At 58.9% G+C, this 16,783-nt stretch carries 15 protein-coding genes and 2 tRNA genes; 12 read left to right on the forward strand and 5 right to left on the reverse strand.

Annotated features, from left to right (window positions below; all coding sequences use genetic code 11):
- The first annotated feature begins 35 nt into the window (after positions 1 to 35).
- A complete protein-coding gene (gene phrB / locus QPL96_RS13955) occupies positions 36 to 1,439 on the forward strand; it encodes a deoxyribodipyrimidine photo-lyase (protein ID WP_303287929.1) in 1,404 nt (467 codons plus the stop codon).
- Between the two features lie 192 nt (positions 1,440 to 1,631).
- Here phrB and QPL96_RS13960 read toward each other — a convergent pair whose 3' ends face one another.
- The 4 genes from QPL96_RS13960 to hemA are packed head-to-tail and all read right to left on the reverse strand — an operon-like array spanning position 1,632 to position 5,652.
- Positions 1,632 to 2,378 (reverse strand): molybdopterin-synthase adenylyltransferase MoeB, encoded by a 747-nt coding sequence (locus QPL96_RS13960; protein WP_303287930.1) that lies wholly within the window; start codon positions 2,376 to 2,378, stop codon positions 1,632 to 1,634.
- Positions 2,368 to 3,288: a peptide chain release factor N(5)-glutamine methyltransferase gene (gene prmC, locus QPL96_RS13965; protein ID WP_303287931.1), complete on the reverse strand. Its 921-nt coding sequence runs from the start codon at positions 3,286 to 3,288 to the stop codon at positions 2,368 to 2,370. Before prmC ends, QPL96_RS13960 begins: the two co-directional genes overlap by 11 nt.
- On the reverse strand, positions 3,278 to 4,366 hold the full coding sequence (gene prfA / locus QPL96_RS13970) for a peptide chain release factor 1 (RefSeq protein WP_303287932.1): 1,089 nt from the start codon (positions 4,364 to 4,366) through the stop codon (positions 3,278 to 3,280). Before prfA ends, prmC begins: the two co-directional genes overlap by 11 nt.
- Complete coding sequence (hemA, locus tag QPL96_RS13975) at positions 4,363 to 5,652, reverse strand: glutamyl-tRNA reductase (protein WP_303288003.1); 1,290 nt, start codon at positions 5,650 to 5,652, stop codon at positions 4,363 to 4,365. The genes prfA and hemA overlap by 4 nt, the downstream gene beginning before the upstream one ends.
- Positions 5,653 to 5,900: 248 nt before the next feature.
- On the opposite strand from hemA, the gene QPL96_RS13980 reads away from it, so the two are divergent.
- From QPL96_RS13980 to QPL96_RS14020, 9 genes are all read left to right on the forward strand, one after another.
- Positions 5,901 to 7,646, forward strand: a complete 1,746-nt coding sequence (locus tag QPL96_RS13980) for a tetratricopeptide repeat protein (protein WP_303287933.1) — start codon at positions 5,901 to 5,903, stop codon at positions 7,644 to 7,646.
- Positions 7,646 to 8,278: a lipoprotein insertase outer membrane protein LolB gene (gene lolB / locus QPL96_RS13985; RefSeq protein ID WP_303287934.1), complete on the forward strand. Its 633-nt coding sequence runs from the start codon at positions 7,646 to 7,648 to the stop codon at positions 8,276 to 8,278. Before QPL96_RS13980 ends, lolB begins: the two co-directional genes overlap by 1 nt.
- Complete coding sequence (gene ispE, locus QPL96_RS13990) at positions 8,275 to 9,138, forward strand: 4-(cytidine 5'-diphospho)-2-C-methyl-D-erythritol kinase (protein ID WP_303287935.1); 864 nt, start codon at positions 8,275 to 8,277, stop codon at positions 9,136 to 9,138. Before lolB ends, ispE begins: the two co-directional genes overlap by 4 nt.
- Before the next feature lie 19 nt (positions 9,139 to 9,157).
- A tRNA-Gln gene (locus QPL96_RS13995) sits at positions 9,158 to 9,232 on the forward strand.
- Positions 9,233 to 9,284: 52 nt separating this feature from the next.
- Positions 9,285 to 10,235 carry a ribose-phosphate diphosphokinase gene (locus QPL96_RS14000; RefSeq protein ID WP_303287936.1) on the forward strand — a complete coding sequence of 317 codons (951 nt, stop codon included), beginning with the start codon at positions 9,285 to 9,287 and terminating at the stop codon, positions 10,233 to 10,235.
- 165 nt (positions 10,236 to 10,400) lie between these two features.
- Positions 10,401 to 11,045 carry a 50S ribosomal protein L25/general stress protein Ctc gene (locus QPL96_RS14005; protein WP_303287937.1) on the forward strand — a complete coding sequence of 215 codons (645 nt, stop codon included), beginning with the start codon at positions 10,401 to 10,403 and terminating at the stop codon, positions 11,043 to 11,045.
- A 30-nt stretch (positions 11,046 to 11,075) separates the two neighbouring features.
- Positions 11,076 to 11,666 carry an aminoacyl-tRNA hydrolase gene (pth, locus tag QPL96_RS14010; protein WP_303287938.1) on the forward strand — a complete coding sequence of 197 codons (591 nt, stop codon included), beginning with the start codon at positions 11,076 to 11,078 and terminating at the stop codon, positions 11,664 to 11,666.
- 77 nt (positions 11,667 to 11,743) lie between these two features.
- Positions 11,744 to 12,835: a redox-regulated ATPase YchF gene (gene ychF, locus QPL96_RS14015; RefSeq protein WP_303287939.1), complete on the forward strand. Its 1,092-nt coding sequence runs from the start codon at positions 11,744 to 11,746 to the stop codon at positions 12,833 to 12,835.
- 92 nt (positions 12,836 to 12,927) lie between these two features.
- Positions 12,928 to 13,004, forward strand: a tRNA-Met gene (locus QPL96_RS14020).
- 184 nt (positions 13,005 to 13,188) lie between these two features.
- Here QPL96_RS14020 and QPL96_RS14025 read toward each other — a convergent pair.
- On the reverse strand, positions 13,189 to 13,650 hold the full coding sequence (locus QPL96_RS14025) for a methyl-accepting chemotaxis protein (RefSeq protein ID WP_303287940.1): 462 nt from the start codon (positions 13,648 to 13,650) through the stop codon (positions 13,189 to 13,191).
- A 231-nt stretch (positions 13,651 to 13,881) separates the two neighbouring features.
- Here QPL96_RS14025 and QPL96_RS14030 point away from each other — a divergent pair, with 231 nt between their 5' ends.
- Positions 13,882 to 15,327: a TrkH family potassium uptake protein gene (locus QPL96_RS14030; protein WP_303287941.1), complete on the forward strand. Its 1,446-nt coding sequence runs from the start codon at positions 13,882 to 13,884 to the stop codon at positions 15,325 to 15,327.
- A 114-nt stretch (positions 15,328 to 15,441) separates the two neighbouring features.
- Positions 15,442 to 16,719: an O-acetylhomoserine aminocarboxypropyltransferase/cysteine synthase family protein gene (locus QPL96_RS14035; RefSeq protein ID WP_303287942.1), complete on the forward strand. Its 1,278-nt coding sequence runs from the start codon at positions 15,442 to 15,444 to the stop codon at positions 16,717 to 16,719.
- Positions 16,720 to 16,783: the final 64 nt, after the last annotated feature.

Below are 16,783 nucleotides of genomic sequence, written 5' to 3' on the forward strand. Positions count from 1 at the left end.
CCTATATCAATTCCTCAGGCGACAATGGACTAAGGATGACGCAACTGGTCTGGTTCAGAAACGATCTCCGGGTTGCCGACAACCCGGCTCTCACGGCTGCCTGCAAGGGCGCCGAACGCGTGCGAGCCTGCTTTATTCTCACCCCGGGGCAGTGGCAGGAACACGACTGGTCACCGGCTCGCGTGCAGTTTGTGACCGCCCACGCCAATACCCTGTCTGAGGAACTGGCCAGACTGGGCATACCGCTCGCCTTCATTCATGCCGAACGCTTTGAAGACAGCATCCGTAAACTGCAAAGCCACTGCGCTGAACACGGCATTAAAACGCTGCACTTTAACGAAGAGTACGGTGTTAACGAGCGTAAACGGGACAAGGCCATCAAGCACCGCTTTGATGACCTGAGCATCCGCGTGTGCAAATACCGTGACCAGACCGTTGCACCGGTAGGTGAGATTCTCACCCAGCAAAACGAGCCCTATTCGGTGTTTACCCCCTTCTCAAGGCGCTGGCGCAGCTGGATCGAGGAAACCCGCTCCGGTTTGTTCCCGGCTCCGAAAGCCCGGGGCAATCCGATGGCCCCTGAAAAAATCGACACCCTCCCGGAAGCTTTCCAGAGCGCGTCCAGGCCACTGGTGCCAACCGGCGAAGATGCCGCCCACGACCAGCTGGAACAGTTTCTGCAGGAACGCGGAGGCAGCTACAAAGCCGAACGGGACTTCCCCGCCGCCAAAGGAACCAGCCAGCTCTCCCCTTACCTGGCAAACGGCGTGCTTTCGGGCCGCCAATGCCTGCTGGCCGCAAAACAGGCCCAGGGCATGGGCGGCAACCAGGAAGGCCTGGCTACCTGGATCAACGAAATCGCCTGGCGGGATTTCTACATCAACATCCTGTACCACTACCCCCGGACCAGCATGCATCGCGCCTTCAAGCCGGAAACCGAAGCCCTGGCCTGGAACCACCCCGGCGACAACTTCAACGCCTGGAAAACCGGCAACACCGGCGTGCCCATCGTCGACGCCGCCATGCGCCAGCTCAACGAAACCGGCTGGATGCACAACCGCCTGCGCATGATCACCGCCATGTACCTCACCAAAAACCTGTTCATCGACTGGCGCCTGGGCGAGGCTTACTTCATGTCCCGGCTGGTCGACGGCTTCCTCGCCTCCAACAACGGCGGCTGGCAATGGAGCGCCTCCACCGGCACTGACGCCGCGCCCTACTTCCGAGTCTTCAACCCGGTCACCCAAAGTGAACGCTTCGACCCCAACGGCGACTTCATCCGCCAATGGGTCCCGGAACTGGCCATGCTGGACAACAAACGGATTCACGATCCCGGCGCGAAAAGCGGCATGATTCCGAAAGGGTACCCGAGACAGATCGTTGATCTTAAAGAAAGCAGGAAAGAGGCAATCGCCAGGTTTCAGGCACTGAAGAACTAAAAAAACAACGAGGCGGACCGCCGCAGAGTGCAGAGCTATGACGCAGGGTCGGGGACGGCCTTCCCAAAACTGTGCGGAGCCATGGATGGCGGAGCCCAAGCGTCACAGGGACGTGCCGCAAGGAGCGTGTTTTGGGAAGGCCGTCCCCGACCCTGCATCCCGAGAGTTGGACTGCCAGCTCAACTCACAGAGCTACTCCGAGCAAACAGGGCAGGAAGGATCCCGAACCAGCTTCATTTCCCGCCACTGCATCTCCCAGGCATCCAGAATCAGCAGCCGGCCAACCAACGGCGTACCCGCACCAGATATTACCTTGATGGCTTCCATGGCCTGGGCCGAACCGATCATCCCGACCAACGGCGCAATCACCCCCGCCTGCGAACAGGTCAGATCCTCATTACCCTGCTCCGGATACAGACAGTGATAACAGGGACTGCTCTGCTGCCGGCTGTCATACACCGAAAGCTGCCCTTCGCCGCGAATGGCCGCACCCGAAACCAGAGGCACCTTCGCCGCCACACAGGCCCGATTGAGAGCAAAACGGGTGTTGAAGTTATCGCTGCAGTCCACCACCAGGCTCGCCTCCTCAACCTGCCTGGCCAGTTCCTCGCCCTCCAGGCGCTGATCCAGGGCAGTAACCGACACCAACGGATTGATCCGGCGAATACGGCCAGCCAGGCTTTCCGCCTTGGATTCACCCAACTGGTTCTGCTCGAAACCGATCTGGCGCTGGAGATTGGCCAGTTCGATGTTGTCGTCATCCACCAGGCGCAGCTGGCCAACACCGGCTGCGCCAAGGTAAAGGGCCACCGGGCACCCCAGGCCGCCTGCGCCGATCACCAGCACCCGGGCGGATTTCAGCTTTTCCTGGCCGGCAATATCGAACCGCGACATCAGGATTTGCCGGCTGTAGCGCAATAACTCCTCATCACTGAGCATCCGGAGATCCCCCCTGCTGTAATCCCGACTGTTCACCGCGGTTGAGGGGCACCATTGCCCGCCTAGTGTCCGCCCATTGTCCGAGAGTCATCCGGTCCCGACGGCCATAGTCTTGCAGGCTCTGCACCTCGGCAAACCCCCGGTCGCGGAACAGCGCAACTACCGGCCCGGCCTGATCAAAGCCATGCTCCACCAACAACCAGCCACCTTCAACCAGCCAGTCCGGCGACTGTGTCACAATCAACCGGAGATCATCCAGGCCATCAGCGCCAGAAACCAGAGCCGAGGCCGGCTCGAAACGCACATCACCTTCACCCAGATGAGGGTCGTTGCCCGCTATATAGGGTGGATTGGAGACAATCAGGTTAAAACGGGCGGGTTCCAGCTGCGAGAACCAGGAACTTTTAGCCACTGAAACCGGCAAAGCCAGCAATCTGCTATTTTCCCGTGCCAGCTCCACCGCCTCGTCCACCTCATCGCACGCCATTATCCGCCAGCCCGGATGCTCGCTGGCCAGAGCCAGTGCAATGGCGCCGGTACCGGTACCAAGATCCAGAACCCGGGCCTGTTCCGGCAACGGTAAACCGAGGGCGACCTCCACCAGGCATTCGGTATCCGGCCGGGGAATCAGGGTGGAAGTACTTACTTTCAGCGGTAGCGACCAGAACTCCTGGTGCCCCAGCAGGTAGGCCACCGGCGTGCCGGCAACGCGCTCTGCCACCAGCGCTTCGAATGTCTCGGCTTGTGATTCAGTAACTTCGCGCTCCGGCCAGGCCCGGAAGCTGGTCCGCCCAAGCCCGGTGACGTGACTTAATAGCAGCTCGGAATCCAGTCTTGGAGAATCACTGTCGATGCGATCAGCAGCCTGGTTTATAAGTGCTTCACAGGTCAGTGAGGGTTTACTGGTCATCGGCGAGGGAGGCGAGCAGTTCCGCCTGGTGCTCCTGCTGCAACGGCACAATCACCGCATCCAGATCACCGGCAATCACTTCATCGAGTTTGTAGAGCGTCAGATTAATCCGGTGGTCCGTTACCCGGCCCTGAGGGAAATTGTAGGTACGGATACGCTCTGAGCGGTCCCCGCTGCCAACAAGGCTTTTGCGGGTTTCAGCCATGGTCTTTTGCTGTCGCTCAGTCTCCGCATTCTGCAGCCGGGATGCCAGCAGACTCATGGCCTTGGCCCGGTTTTTGTGCTGCGAACGCTCTTCCTGGCACTCCACCACAATGCCGGTGGGCAGGTGGGTTATCCGGATGGCAGAGTCGGTCTTGTTCACGTGCTGACCACCCGCCCCTGACGAGCGGAAGGTGTCCACCCGCAGATCCGCCTTGTTGATCTGGATGGCCTCGGCCTCATCGGCCTCTGGCATTACCGCCACCGTGCAGGCCGAGGTATGGATACGGCCCTGTGATTCGGTTTCCGGCACCCGCTGCACCCGGTGAGCACCGGACTCAAACTTGAGGGCACCGTAGACTCCGTCGCCGGCGACCCGGGCAATCAGTTCCTTGTACCCGCCGTGCTCACCCTCACTCTCGTTCAGCACTTCAACCTGCCAGCGGCGACGCTCGGCATAGCGCAGATACATTTTAAACAGATCCCCGGCAAAAATGGCCGCCTCATCTCCTCCGGTGCCAGCGCGGATCTCAAGGAACACGTTCTTTCCGTCATTGGGGTCTTTCGGCAACATCAGGCGCTGGAGTTCCTCGTCCAGCTCCTGGTTTTTCTGCTGCGCGAGTTTCAGCTCTTCCTCGGCCATCTCCCGCATGTCTGCGTCGCCATCTTTCGCCAGCTCTCTGGCAGCCTCGATATCGTCGAGCGACTCTTGCCAGGCCTGGAAGCAATGAACAACAGGCTCAATCTCGGCAAACTCCCGGGAAAGCTCCCGGAATTTGTCCTGCTGCGAGATGGTGGAAGAATCGCTGAGCAACGCGCTGACTTCCTCGAAACGTTCTGTAAGCTGCTCGAGGCGGGACTGGATCGATGGCTTCATAGTTTTTCCGGGGTAGTCGTCGCGTCCGCGTCCAGTGTCTCCAGCTGGTGCAACTCACGCAGCCATTCTGTCACCTCGGTCCGACCTTCTGTCGTGGCCTTGCGAACCTGAACAGAAGGTTCATGCAGGAGTTTGTTGGTAAGCCCCCGTGCCATGCTGCGCAGCACGGTCTCGGGGTCTGTTCCGTTGCGCAGGGCACGCAGGGCTTTTTCGGTCTCGGCATCGCGCAGTATTTCAGCGCGCTGGCGGAACTGCTTGAGGGTAGACACCGCATCCAGTGCCCTCAACTGGTTCAGAAAATCCTGAACCCCTGCAGCCACCAGATTCTCCGCTTCCCGGGCCGCGCCCTCACGGGAACGGATGTTTTCCTCAATGACCTGGCGCAGGTCATCGACGGTATACAGATAGACGTCTGCCAGCGAGGCCACTTCCGGTTCGATATCCCGGGGCACCGCAATATCCACCATGAAATAGGGACGGTGCTTGCGCTTCTTCAGGGCACGCTCAACAGCGCCCTTGCCAAGGATCGGCAGCGGGCTCGCAGTGGAGGAGATAATAATGTCAACATCGGCCAGGTGGTCCGGAATTTCGGAGAGGACAATCCCCTTGCCGCCACGGGATTCCGCCAGCGCCTGCGCCCGCTCCAGGGTACGGTTGGCCACCAGGAAATTCTTCACTCCGGCATCCGCGAGGTGGCGGGCCACCAGTTCAATGGTCTTGCCGGCGCCAATCAGCAACGCCTTGTTGTGGGACATATCCGCAAAGATATGGTGAGCCATGCTCACGGCCGCATAGGCTACGGAAACGGGATTCTCACCAATGGCAGTCTGGGTACGCACGCGCTTTGCCACGGAAAAGGTGTGCTCAAACAATCGGGAGAGGAAGGAACCACTGGCACCGTTCTGCCGGGCCAGAGAGTAGGCATCCTTGAGCTGCCCGAGAATCTGCGGCTCGCCCAGCACCATGGAGTCAAGGCCGGCCGCCACACGCATCATATGCCGCACCGCATCGCCGTCGCGATGTACATACAGCACTTCTTCAAGCTCGGCGGCGTCCAGATCATGAAAACCGGCCAGCCAGCGAAGCACCATGGGGGCGCAATCGTCATCGCCAGCCAGATAAAGTTCGGTGCGGTTGCAGGTGGAAAGGATGGCCGCCTCGCTGGCACCGGAGGTCGCCCGGAGTTCCGCAAACGCCTCCGCCATGCGCTCGGGCGTAAACGCCACCCGCTCCCGCAATTCAACAGGGGCCGTGCGATGATTGATTCCCAGCGTTACCAGTGCCATTTCGTGGTTGTACAACCTTTGTTGCCGATGAGCGGTGAAATACGCGCAATTACCAGCCATTTTAACGGCCTGAGGCCGGAGCTGCCACCCAAAACCGCTGCAGCTTCGGCAAGTGCGGACAGGTTGGGCAAGATCAGGCGCTTATGCCATTATAGGGACTCGGCCGAGGCCGGGACCCGACCTACCTCAAAAAAGGGGCTGGCGAGTGGATATTTCTGATGCGTTTTCGACAGATCATGGGAAGTTGCATGCACAAATCCGTACCGTACCTGGTTACCTGCCTGCTTGGCCTGACACTGGCAGGCTGTGCCAGCCTTACCGGCACCGAGGAAATGCCCGCCCCGAAAGCAACAGCTGCTGCCGACAAAACAACGGATGCACCGCCGCCGGTGGAATACACAGACTTCGAGCCGGAGACGCTTTACCTGCTTCTGTCCGCCGAAATTGCTGCCCAGCGCGGCCGTTATGACATCACCCTGGTGAATTACGTCAGGGCCGCCAAACAGTCCCGGGACCCAGGCGTGATTCAACGGGCCATGAGAATTGCCCAGTCCCTGAACGGCGACAACGCCCAGAAACAGCTGGCGGACCTGTGGCTGGAGGTTGACCCGGACAGCCTGCAGGCTCACCGCATTTCCGCTATCCAGGCGGTGAAGAGCAATGACCTCCAAACAGCCTTGTACCACATGGAGCGGATCATGGAACAAGGTGGCGATGCCGATTTCGACAGCCTCGCGGCCATGGCCTCCAACCTGCCACCGGAACAACAGCGGGAACTGCTCTCTCTATACAAGGGGATGTCCCTGCGCCACCCCAACACCCCTGAACTTGATTACAGCATCGCGCTGCTGCTCAAGATCACGGGGCAACCGGACCAGGCACTGGACCGGCTGAAGCCGCTGCTGGCAAAAAATCCCAACTTCCAGCCAGCGATCATCCTTAGAGGTGATCTGCTTTACCAGACCGGCGAGAAAAGCAGCGCCCTCGACTACCTCCTGGCAAATACCCGGCGCTTTCCCGGCAACCGACAGATGGGTACGCTCTATGGCCGGATGCTGATTAATGAAGGCGAACTGCAGGCCGCCCAGGACGAATTCAGCCGCCTGGTGCAGCAGTACCCGGACATTCCGGGCCTCCGGCTTTCCCATGCACTGGTCGCCCTGGAAAACGGGCAGACAGACCTGGCCAGGGAAGAGCTGACACGGCTGGCAGAACAGGGCCAACAAGTCAACGAAGCGAACTACTATCTCGGTCGCATTGCAGACCAGGCCGGCAACACCGAACAGGCCATTGGCTATTACCAGAGCGTGGAAGAGGGCAATTACTACTTCCCCGCACTGGCCCGTGCCAGCTCACTGCTGGCTGAAAATGGGCAGCTGGATGACGCTGTCGACAGAATCCGCAGGCTCCGGGACGCCAACCCACGCCAGGCAGAAAACTTCTGGTTGCTGGAGGTAAACCTGCTACTGGACCGGGGGCATCAGCAGGAGGCCCTGAGCACCGCAACCGAAGCCCTGGAGGAACACCCGGACAACATCCAGATCCGCTACGCCCGGGCCATGCTCTTCGATACACTTGATCAGCCCGCCAAGGCCGAAGCGGACCTCAAGCAGATCATCGAACAGGACCCGGAAAACGCCGTCGCCCTGAATGCGCTCGGCTATATTCTGACCACCCGAACCGACCGGCTCCGGGAAGCCCGCAGTTACATTGAGAAGGCTCTGGCGCTGGCCCCGGAGAACCCGGCCATTCTCGACAGCATGGGCTGGGTCCTGTTTCTTGAGGGACAGATCAAGCCCGCGCTCGAATACCTGTCCCGCGCCTGGGCGGCCTATCCGGACCCGGAAGTCGCCGCCCATTACGGCGAAGCCCTGTGGATGAGTGGTGCCGAGGACCAGGCCAGAATCATCTGGCAGAAAGGCCTTGATCAGGCCCCCAATCATGATGTGCTCACTGAAACCATAGACCGGCTGACAAATGGTGGTGGGCAGTAATGAAACCTGTCCGAACCCTGGCGGCACTCCTCATGCTCGCCACCCTCGGCGCCTGCACCACCATTCAGGTCGCCCCCCTGCCCGAGGGGATGACCGACCAGCCACCGGCGAACTGGACAGCCCGCTCGGCCAGTCTCGGGCAACTGGATCACTGGAAGCTCTCCGGCAAACTGGCGGTCCGCCAGCCATCGGACAGCGGCACCGCCATCATCAACCACTGGATTCAGGACGGCGAGGCCTACGACCTGGCCCTGTCCTCAGCGTTTCTGGGCATGGGCAGCACCAGACTCAAAGGCGTTCCCGGCTTCATTGAGCTTACACTCCCCAATGGCGACACCTACCACTCTGGCGAACCTGAGTCCCTGGTGGAAGCAGCCACCGGCTGGCAGTTACCCCTGGAGAGCCTGACCTGGTGGATCCGCGGCTTACCCTCACCCGGCAGCGATTACCGCCTGCTGTTTGATGAACAGGGCAGCCTGGCGATCATCCGGCAAGACGGCTGGGAGATCCGCTACGACCGCTGGCAGGACTTTCTTGCCAGTTACCCGGCACTGCCCGCCCGCATCACCGCCCTGAAGGAGGACAAGCGAGTAAGACTGATTGTCTCCGACTGGCAGGAGCAGGCGCCGTGAGCCGCAGCATCACCTTGCCCTCGCCCGCTAAACTGAACCTGTTTCTGCACATTACCGGGCGCCGGCCAGACGGCTATCACGAGCTGCAGACCCTGTTCCAGTTTCTCGATTACGGCGACGACCTCACCTTCACCCCTACCCCCGAACAGCCCGGTGCAAGGCTTGAGGAGCCCGTCCCGGGCGTGTCTGATGACGACAACCTGATCATTCGCGCCGCCAAAGCCCTCTTGGAACGCAACCGCGAACAACTGCCCGGCGTTAACATCCGCATTACCAAACGGCTGCCCATGGGCGGAGGCCTCGGCGGCGGCAGCTCCAACGCTGCGACCACACTGCTCGGGCTCAACCACCTCTGGAACCTGCGCCTCGGCATCGATCAACTGGCCGGCATCGGCCTTACCCTGGGCGCCGATGTGCCAGTGTTTGTCCGGGGCCACGCCGCCTTTGGCGAAGGCGTTGGTGAAAAGCTGACCAACGCCAATCCACCGGAAGATTGGTTCGTCATTATCAAGCCGGCGTGTAACATAAACACGGGTAAGATTTTTTCCGAACAAGGGTTGACAAGGAACACCCCGAGAATCAGAATAGCGCCCGCTTTTGAGGGAGACGCCTCGAGGTACCGAAACGACTGTGAGGATGTGGTTCGCAAACTGTATCCTGAGGTCAACCAGAGCCTGGAGTGGCTTTCACAATTCGGACCTGCAAGATTAACCGGAACCGGGGCTTGCATATTTGGACGTTTCCCGACAGAATCCGCAGCCCGGATTATCTGGGAAAGCAAACCCTCCGGCGTCACGGGGTTCGTAGCTAAAGGGGTGAATAGTTCACCGCTACACCAAAAGCTAACAGAGCTGAAATGATGCCAAAAAAGCACGATACTGGGGTGTCGCCAAGTGGTAAGGCAACGGGTTTTGATCCCGTCATGCGCAGGTTCGAATCCTGCCACCCCAGCCACCTTTCTCCCGCTTCTTCTGAATCAAACGCCGATACTGAGAAGGATGCCGTCGTGTCCAAACTGATGATCTTTACTGGCAATGCCAACCCCGAGCTTGCCAGAGCCATCGCCAAGAAACTCCACATTCCCATGGGCCAGGCCACTGTAGGCCGCTTCAGCGACGGCGAAACCACCGTCGAGATCAATGAGAATGTCCGCGGCCATGATGTGTTCATCATCCAGCCGACCTGCTACCCCACCAACGATAACCTGATGGAACTGATCGTGATGGCCGACGCGCTTCGCCGTGCTTCCGCAACACGTGTCACCGCCGTTATCCCCTACTACGGATACGCCCGCCAGGATCGCCGGGTTCGCTCTACCCGCGTTGCCATCAGCGCCAAGGTGGTAGCCGACATGATCTCCAGCATCGGTGTTGACCGGGTTCTGACTGTCGATCTGCACGCCGACCAGATTCAGGGCTTCTTCGATATCCCGGTAGACAATATCTACGCCACACCGGTCATGCTCGAAGACATCGAGAAACAGCGCTTTGAAAACTTTATCGTGGTTTCTCCGGACGTCGGCGGCGTGGTTCGCGCCCGCGCCGTCGCCAAGAAACTGGACGACGCCGATCTGGCCATCATCGACAAACGTCGCCCGAAAGCCAACGTCTCGCAGGTCATGCACATCATCGGGGATGTAAAGGACAAGACCTGCATCCTGGTGGACGATATCATTGATACCGCCGGCACCCTGTGCAAGGCCGCCAACGCCCTGAAAGAACATGGAGCCTCCAAAGTGGTTGCCTACAGCACCCACCCTGTGCTCTCCGGTCCGGCCGTTGATAACATCAATGCGTCCCAACTGGACGAACTGGTGGTCTGCGATACCATCCCGCTGGGTGACAAAGCGAAGAATTGTGATAGAATCCGCGTCCTCGGAATGGCCGGACTGCTTGCGGAGTCGATTCGCCGCGTAAGCAACGAAGAGTCCATCAGTGCCATGTTCGAGAATGCCTGAACAGCTTACAAGCCTTAATATTCAGGCATAACAGGCAGTTACCGGGTCGGGAGCCTACACAGGCTCCCGACTCTTTTAGTCAGCCGGAAAACCCGGTTTTTCAGAAACATCACCTGATCCAACGCCTGGTCGCGGGCAGTTCAGGTGACGATTGAGGTTAATACCATGTCTCAGGAATTTGTTATCGAAGCATTTCCTCGCGACGATCAGGGGAGAGGTGCGAGCCGCCGCCTGCGTCGTGAGGAGCGTAAAATCCCGGCCATTATCTATGGTGGCGGAAAAGACGCAACGGCGGTTTCCATCTGGCACAACGAGCTGAAAAAAGCTCTGGAAAACGAAGCATTCTTCTCTCACGTTCTGACCGTCGAACTGAATGGCAAGAAAGAAAGCGTGATCCTGAAGGATCTGCAGCGCCACCCGTACAAGCCGCTGCTGACCCACGCTGACTTCCTGCGCGTCGACAAGGATCACGAGATCCACGTAAACGTTCCGCTGCACTTTATCAATGAAGAAAGCGCACCGGCCATCAAGCTTCAGGGCGGCGTAGCGAACCACCAGATCACCGAAGTGGAAGTGATCTGTCTGCCACAGAACCTGCCTGAGTTCATTGAAGTGGACATGGCTACCGTGGCAATGGATCAGGTAATTCACCTGAGCGACCTGAAACTGCCGAAAGACGTCAAGATTGCCGCTCTGCTTCAGGGTGAGGATCACGACCTGCCTGTAGTGGCTATCCACAAGCCGCGCGGCGCCAAGGTTGATGACGCCGAAGACGGCGACGAAGGTGAAGAAGGCGAAGGCAAGGAGTAAGGACTCCTGTATTGACGAGGGCAACGGCGAATGGCGCAGGATATTGTCATGGTGGTTGGCCTGGGAAATCCCGGGGCCGACTACGAGAATACCCGCCATAACGCCGGCGCCCTGTTTGTCGAGGCCCTGGCCCGTTCCGCGGGCCAGGGCCTCCGCCCAGAAAAGAAGTACCACGGGCTTTACGCCCGCATTCAGTGGCAGGGCCTCGACCTGCACCTCCTGAATCCCACCACCTTTATGAATCGCAGCGGCCTGGCCATCAAGGCGCTGGCAGACTTCTTCAAGATTCAGCCCCAACAGATTCTGGTTGCCCACGACGAGCTTGATTTGCCACCAGGCACCGCCAAACTCAAGAAAGGCGGCGGCCACGGCGGGCATAACGGCCTGCGGGACACCATTGCCCACCTGGGCACCAATGAGTTCCAGAGACTGCGCATCGGTATCGGACATCCCGGCGACAGCCGCAAGGTAACCGGCTATGTTCTCGGCCGCCTGGGTAAGCAGGAAACCGAGGAACTGAACGCCGTGGCTGATGAAATCATGCGGGTACTGCCCGATGCAGCCAACGGCAAACTTGCCGCCGCCATGAACCGCCTGCACAGCTTCAAACCGGCTCCCTGACACATCCCCTTACTCGCTTACACCCCCATACACCGGTATAATCCGGCCAAATTTTCCAGTACCAGCAGAGGCATTCCATGGGATTTAACTGCGGCATCGTCGGCCTTCCCAACGTCGGCAAATCCACCCTGTTCAACGCGCTCACCAAGTCCGGCATCGGTGCGGAAAACTTCCCCTTCTGCACCATTGAGCCCAACGCCGGTGTAGTCGCCATGCCGGACCCGCGTCTGAACAAGCTGGCCGAGATTGTTCAGCCCGAGCGCGTAGTGCCAACCACCATGGAATTCGTCGATATCGCCGGTCTGGTAGCAGGCGCGTCAAAAGGTGAAGGCCTGGGCAACCAGTTCCTGGCCAATATCCGCCAGACAGACGCCATTGCCCACGTAGTCCGCTGCTTCGAAGACGGCAACGTTATTCATGTGGCCAACAAAGTCGATCCCGCATCGGATATTGAGGTGATCAACACCGAACTGGCCCTGGCCGACCTGGAAACCGTGGAAAAGGCCATCAAGCGGGTACAGCGTGTGGCCAAGAGCGGCGACAAGGAAGCCAAGGCCCAACTCGAGATGTTCGAGAAACTCCTGCCGGTTCTGAACGAAGGCAAACCGGTACGCGGCATGAACCTCGACAAAGACCGGATGGCGCTGGTTCGCGAGCTGTGCCTGCTCACCGTCAAGCCCACCATGTACATCGCTAACGTGAACGAAGACGGCTTTGAGAACAACCCGCACCTCGACACCGTGCGCAAGATCGCCGAATCCGAGAACGCGGTGGTAGTGCCCATCTGCAACAAGCTGGAAGCCGAGATTTCCGAACTGGAAGACGACGAAAAAACCATGTTCCTGGAAGAGATGGGCATGGAAGAACCGGGCCTCGACCGGGTAATTCGCGCCGGCTACAGCCTCCTGGGCCTGCAGACCTACTTTACCGCCGGCGTAAAGGAAGTCCGCGCCTGGACCGTCAAAATCGGCGCAACGGCACCCCAGGCCGCCGGCGTCATCCATACCGACTTCGAGCGGGGTTTCATCCGCGCCGAGGTGGTGAGCTACGACGACTTCGTGAAGCACAACGGCGAAGCCGGTGCCAGGGATGCCGGCAAATGGCGCCTGGAAGGCAAGGAATACATCGTGAAGGACGGCGACGTCATCCACTTCCGCTTCAACGTGTAACTTTTCAGGAAAAACTGGGCGCCAAGCCTTGACACAAAGGGCCCAAATACTGAAAATACGCGCCTCGTTTGGGGCGATGCCCAAAGCGAAATGGCAAGGTAGCTCAGTTGGTTAGAGCACAGCACTCATAATGCTGGGGTCGGCGGTTCGACTCCGCCCCTTGCTACCAGGATTCAAAGGGCTACGATTTACGTCGTAGCCCTTTTTTTGGTTTGACCGGCGGTTGCACCACAAGGCTCACAAAGCGCCACCCTGCTCACTCGGCCAGAGTGGCTGCCGCGCGAGGCGGGGATCAGGAGGTCCGAAACGCCGATACGCGATCCTGCATTTCAGTGGCCAGGCGTGCCAGCGCTTCACTGGCCGTCGAGGACTGTGTGGCGCCAAGCAGCCACTTCGTCTGCCACACTGGATAGCCGGGAGATAACCTTGTCGAAATTCCCCATCATGTGATTGAGGGCGGTACCGAGCTCAGCGATTTCATCGCTGCCTTCAATGGTGAGGCGGCTTGAAAGGTCTGATTTCTCCACCACTCGTTTCATCATTTTACGCATGGCCTGGAGTGGTTTGCTAATGGACCTGATAATCAGAAAACTGGCGATCAACCCGAACAACGCGACGACCAGCGCGATAGTCGGATAGATGACCTGACTGCGACTGCAGAGCTCTCCAACCGCTTCCCGCTCTTGTGAGGCAACGGCTAACTGAAGGCTCACCAATTCACCGATTTTATCGGTTACCGGATCAATCACCTCATAGAGCGGACCATCGATAGCATCCAGCCTGCCTTCAGCGGAGCCGGAAAAACCCTGGAGCAATTGGTAGGCTGGGCTCCAAGCAGAGAAAAATCCGTTTTTTAAGGTTCGGGGTTAATAGTATATGCGAATAGAAAATACCCTCGTTAGAAGATAAAATATTTTGCATTATTTTGACTTCGCCCAGTCTGCCACCAGACCGACACCTGAATTTGGCGCCTGAACCTTCAAACCGTTCAGGGTTCTCGTGGTATGCTTCGCCTGTTGTTGTGGCGCGCAAGGATCCTACCCCCGGTGAGAGTTCTTCCGATTGTTCAGATCGTCGGCTTTTTGCTGATTTTGCTCAGTTTTCTGATCACCTTACCCGTTAACCTGCTTGTTCTTGGAGAAACGCCGGATCAGCAAGCTTTTGTCACCTCGGCACTGATCTGTTTTGGCGTGGGTTTCCTTTGCTTCATGGTAACTGGCAGAGAACGCCACGGGCTGAAACAGCGGGAGATGTTTCTCCTGACCGTTTCCACCTGGGTGATTATCCCTTTCTTTTCCAGCCTGCCGCTTCTTTTCAGCGATCTGGGCCTATCGGTCACTGACGCTTTTTTTGAGAGCATTTCCGGCATTACAACCACTGGCTCGACGATACTGACCGGGCTCGACGACATGCCTGCAGACATTCTTCTCTGGCGCTCACTCATGCAGTGGATGGGAGGGATCGGTATCATCGGGATGGCCGTGGCGATTCTGCCTTTCCTGCGAATCGGGGGTATGCGCCTGTTTGCCACCGAATCCTCCGAATGGACCGAAAAAGCCGTGCCCCGCACCAACCGGCTTGCCCGGGGGCTTGTCTTCAGTTACCTCGCGATCACCCTGAGCTGCATCGGCGTTTACTGGTTTCTGGGCATGGATCTTTTCAATGCCGTCAATCACGCACTTACAACTGTCTCAACCGGAGGCTATTCCACTTCTGACAGCTCCATGGGCCAGTTTGACAACCCCCTGATCTTCCTCGCCTCCTCGTTCTTTATGGCCCTTGGCGGCATTCCGTTCTTCCTTTTTGTCAGGCTGCTGAATGGTCACTACATGCCACTGCTGAGGGACAAACAGGTTCATTTTTTCCTGCAGTTCCTTCTCATTGCTTCGCTCATTATCACGCTTTACCGGGCAGTGACCACAGACACACCAGTGGCGGAGGCCTTTGTTCATGCCCTGTTCAACGTAACCTCCGTAGTCACCACCACCGGCTACGCCAGTGAGGACTATATGCTCTGGGGGCCGCTGGTGATGGTGGTCTTTTTCTTCCTGACCTTTGTCGGCGGATGCTCCGGCTCCACCAGTGGCGGCATGAAGATGTTCCGTTTCCAGCTTTCAATGCTTCTGCTCCGGGAGCAAATGATCCGGTTGCTCCATCCCAGGGCTGCCATGGGACGGCGTTATAATGGCCGGATCATCGGTGACGAGATTATTGCCTCCTCCGTCGCCTTCTCTTTCATTTTTCTCGCGACTCTCGCCCTCGCCTCTGCCGTGCTCGCAGCATTGGGCCTGGATCTGGTCACCAGCCTCACCGGCGCCGCCACGGCTCTGGCCAACGTTGGCCCCGGGCTCGGCGACACCATTGGCCCGGCCGGAAATTTCCAGTCGTTGCCGGATGCCGCCAAGTGGGTTCTGATGGTGGTCATGCTGCTTGGGCGGCTGGAATTGCTGAGCGTTCTGGTGCTGCTTTCTCCTCACTTCTGGCGCGGCTAAAAGCCGTCTTTGGCGCTGTTTTCGGCTCCGGCAACTGTCCTCCCGGCACACTCTCTGTGGCATACTGAAATCCGGACCCAATAACACCAATTTCCCGTTCGCAAGGAAGTTACTATGAAATCCGAGACGCTCGCCCTTCACGCAGGCTTCAAGAGCGACCCCACTACCCGGGCCGCCACCACGCCGATCTACCAGACTACCTCCTACACCTTCGACGACACCCAGCACGGTGCCGATCTGTTTGACCTGAAGGTTCAGGGCAATATCTATACCCGCATCATGAACCCCACCAATGCGGTTCTGGAAGAACGGATGGCCGAACTGGAAGGCGGCGTTGGCGCCCTGGCGGTGGCCTCTGGCATGGCTGCCATTACCTACGCCCTGCAAACCATCTGCAAGGTGGGCAATAACATTGTCAGCACCAGCCAACTGTATGGCGGCACCTATAACTTGTTCGCCCATTCCCTGCCCAATCAGGGCATTGAGTGCCGGATGGTACCTCATGATGATTTCGATGCTGTGGAAAAGGCGATTGATGACAAAACCCGCGCCCTGTTCTGCGAGTCCATCGGTAACCCGGCTGGCAATGTGGTGGATATCCAGCGCTGGGCCGAGATAGCCCACAAGCACGGCATTCCGCTACTGGTGGACAACACTGTCGCCACGCCGTTCCTGTGTCGTCCCTTTGAGCACGGTGCGGACATAGTGATTCATTCGCTCACCAAGTACATCGGCGGTCACGGCACTACCGTGGCGGGGGTCGTGGTCGACTCCGGCAAGTTCGACTGGAAAGCCAGTGCCGACAAGTTCCCGATGCTGAACGAGCCGGACCCCTCTTACCACGGCGTGGTCTACACCGACGCCCTCGGCCCTGCTGCCTTTATTGGCCGCTGCCGCGTGGTTCCCCTGCGCAATACCGGTGCCGCCCTGGCGCCGTTCAACGCCTTCCTGATCATGCAGGGGCTGGAAACCCTGGCGCTGCGCATGGAACGCCACTGCGAGAACGCGGAGAAAGTCGCTAACTTCCTGCAGGATCATCCGTCGGTGGAATGGGTGAACTACGCGACCCTGGCCAATAGCCCGTACAAGGCCACCTGCGACAAGATCTGTGGCGGCAAGGCCTCTGGTATCCTGAGCTTCGGCATCAAGGGTGGCCGGGAAGCCGGCGCCAGATTCATTGATGCGCTGGATCTGATCCTGCGCCTGGTAAACATCGGAGACGCCAAATCCCTGGCCTGCCACCCGGCCACCACAACGCACCGCCAGTTGAACCCGGAGGAACTGAAAAGTGCCGGCGTGAGCGAGGATCTGGTGCGACTGTCTATCGGCATCGAGCATGTCGATGACATCATTGCCGACATCACCCAGGCCCTGGACAAAGCCCAGGCTTGATGACAATCAACCGGGTACGACCAATGTCGTGCCCGGTATCCCCGTGATTGCCCGTACCTGCCTT

Origin of the sequence: Marinobacter sp. SS8-8 (genome assembly GCF_030540945.1) — a bacterium.
Taxonomy (GTDB): Bacteria; Pseudomonadota; Gammaproteobacteria; order Pseudomonadales; family Oleiphilaceae; genus Marinobacter.

Coding starts and splice junctions, on each gene's coding strand:
- phrB (WP_303287929.1), top strand. CDS start 36: ATGACGCAACTGGTCTGGTTCAGAAACGATCTCCGGGTTGCCGACAAC.
- QPL96_RS13960 (WP_303287930.1), bottom strand. CDS start 2,378: ATGCTCAGTGATGAGGAGTTATTGCGCTACAGCCGGCAAATCCTGATG.
- prmC (WP_303287931.1), bottom strand. CDS start 3,288: ATGACCAGTAAACCCTCACTGACCTGTGAAGCACTTATAAACCAGGCT.
- prfA (WP_303287932.1), bottom strand. CDS start 4,366: ATGAAGCCATCGATCCAGTCCCGCCTCGAGCAGCTTACAGAACGTTTC.
- hemA (WP_303288003.1), bottom strand. CDS start 5,652: ATGGCACTGGTAACGCTGGGAATCAATCATCGCACGGCCCCTGTTGAA.
- QPL96_RS13980 (WP_303287933.1), top strand. CDS start 5,901: ATGCACAAATCCGTACCGTACCTGGTTACCTGCCTGCTTGGCCTGACA.
- lolB (WP_303287934.1), top strand. CDS start 7,646: ATGAAACCTGTCCGAACCCTGGCGGCACTCCTCATGCTCGCCACCCTC.
- QPL96_RS14005 (WP_303287937.1), top strand. CDS start 10,401: ATGTCTCAGGAATTTGTTATCGAAGCATTTCCTCGCGACGATCAGGGG.
- pth (WP_303287938.1), top strand. CDS start 11,076: ATGGCGCAGGATATTGTCATGGTGGTTGGCCTGGGAAATCCCGGGGCC.
- ychF (WP_303287939.1), top strand. CDS start 11,744: ATGGGATTTAACTGCGGCATCGTCGGCCTTCCCAACGTCGGCAAATCC.
- QPL96_RS14035 (WP_303287942.1), top strand. CDS start 15,442: ATGAAATCCGAGACGCTCGCCCTTCACGCAGGCTTCAAGAGCGACCCC.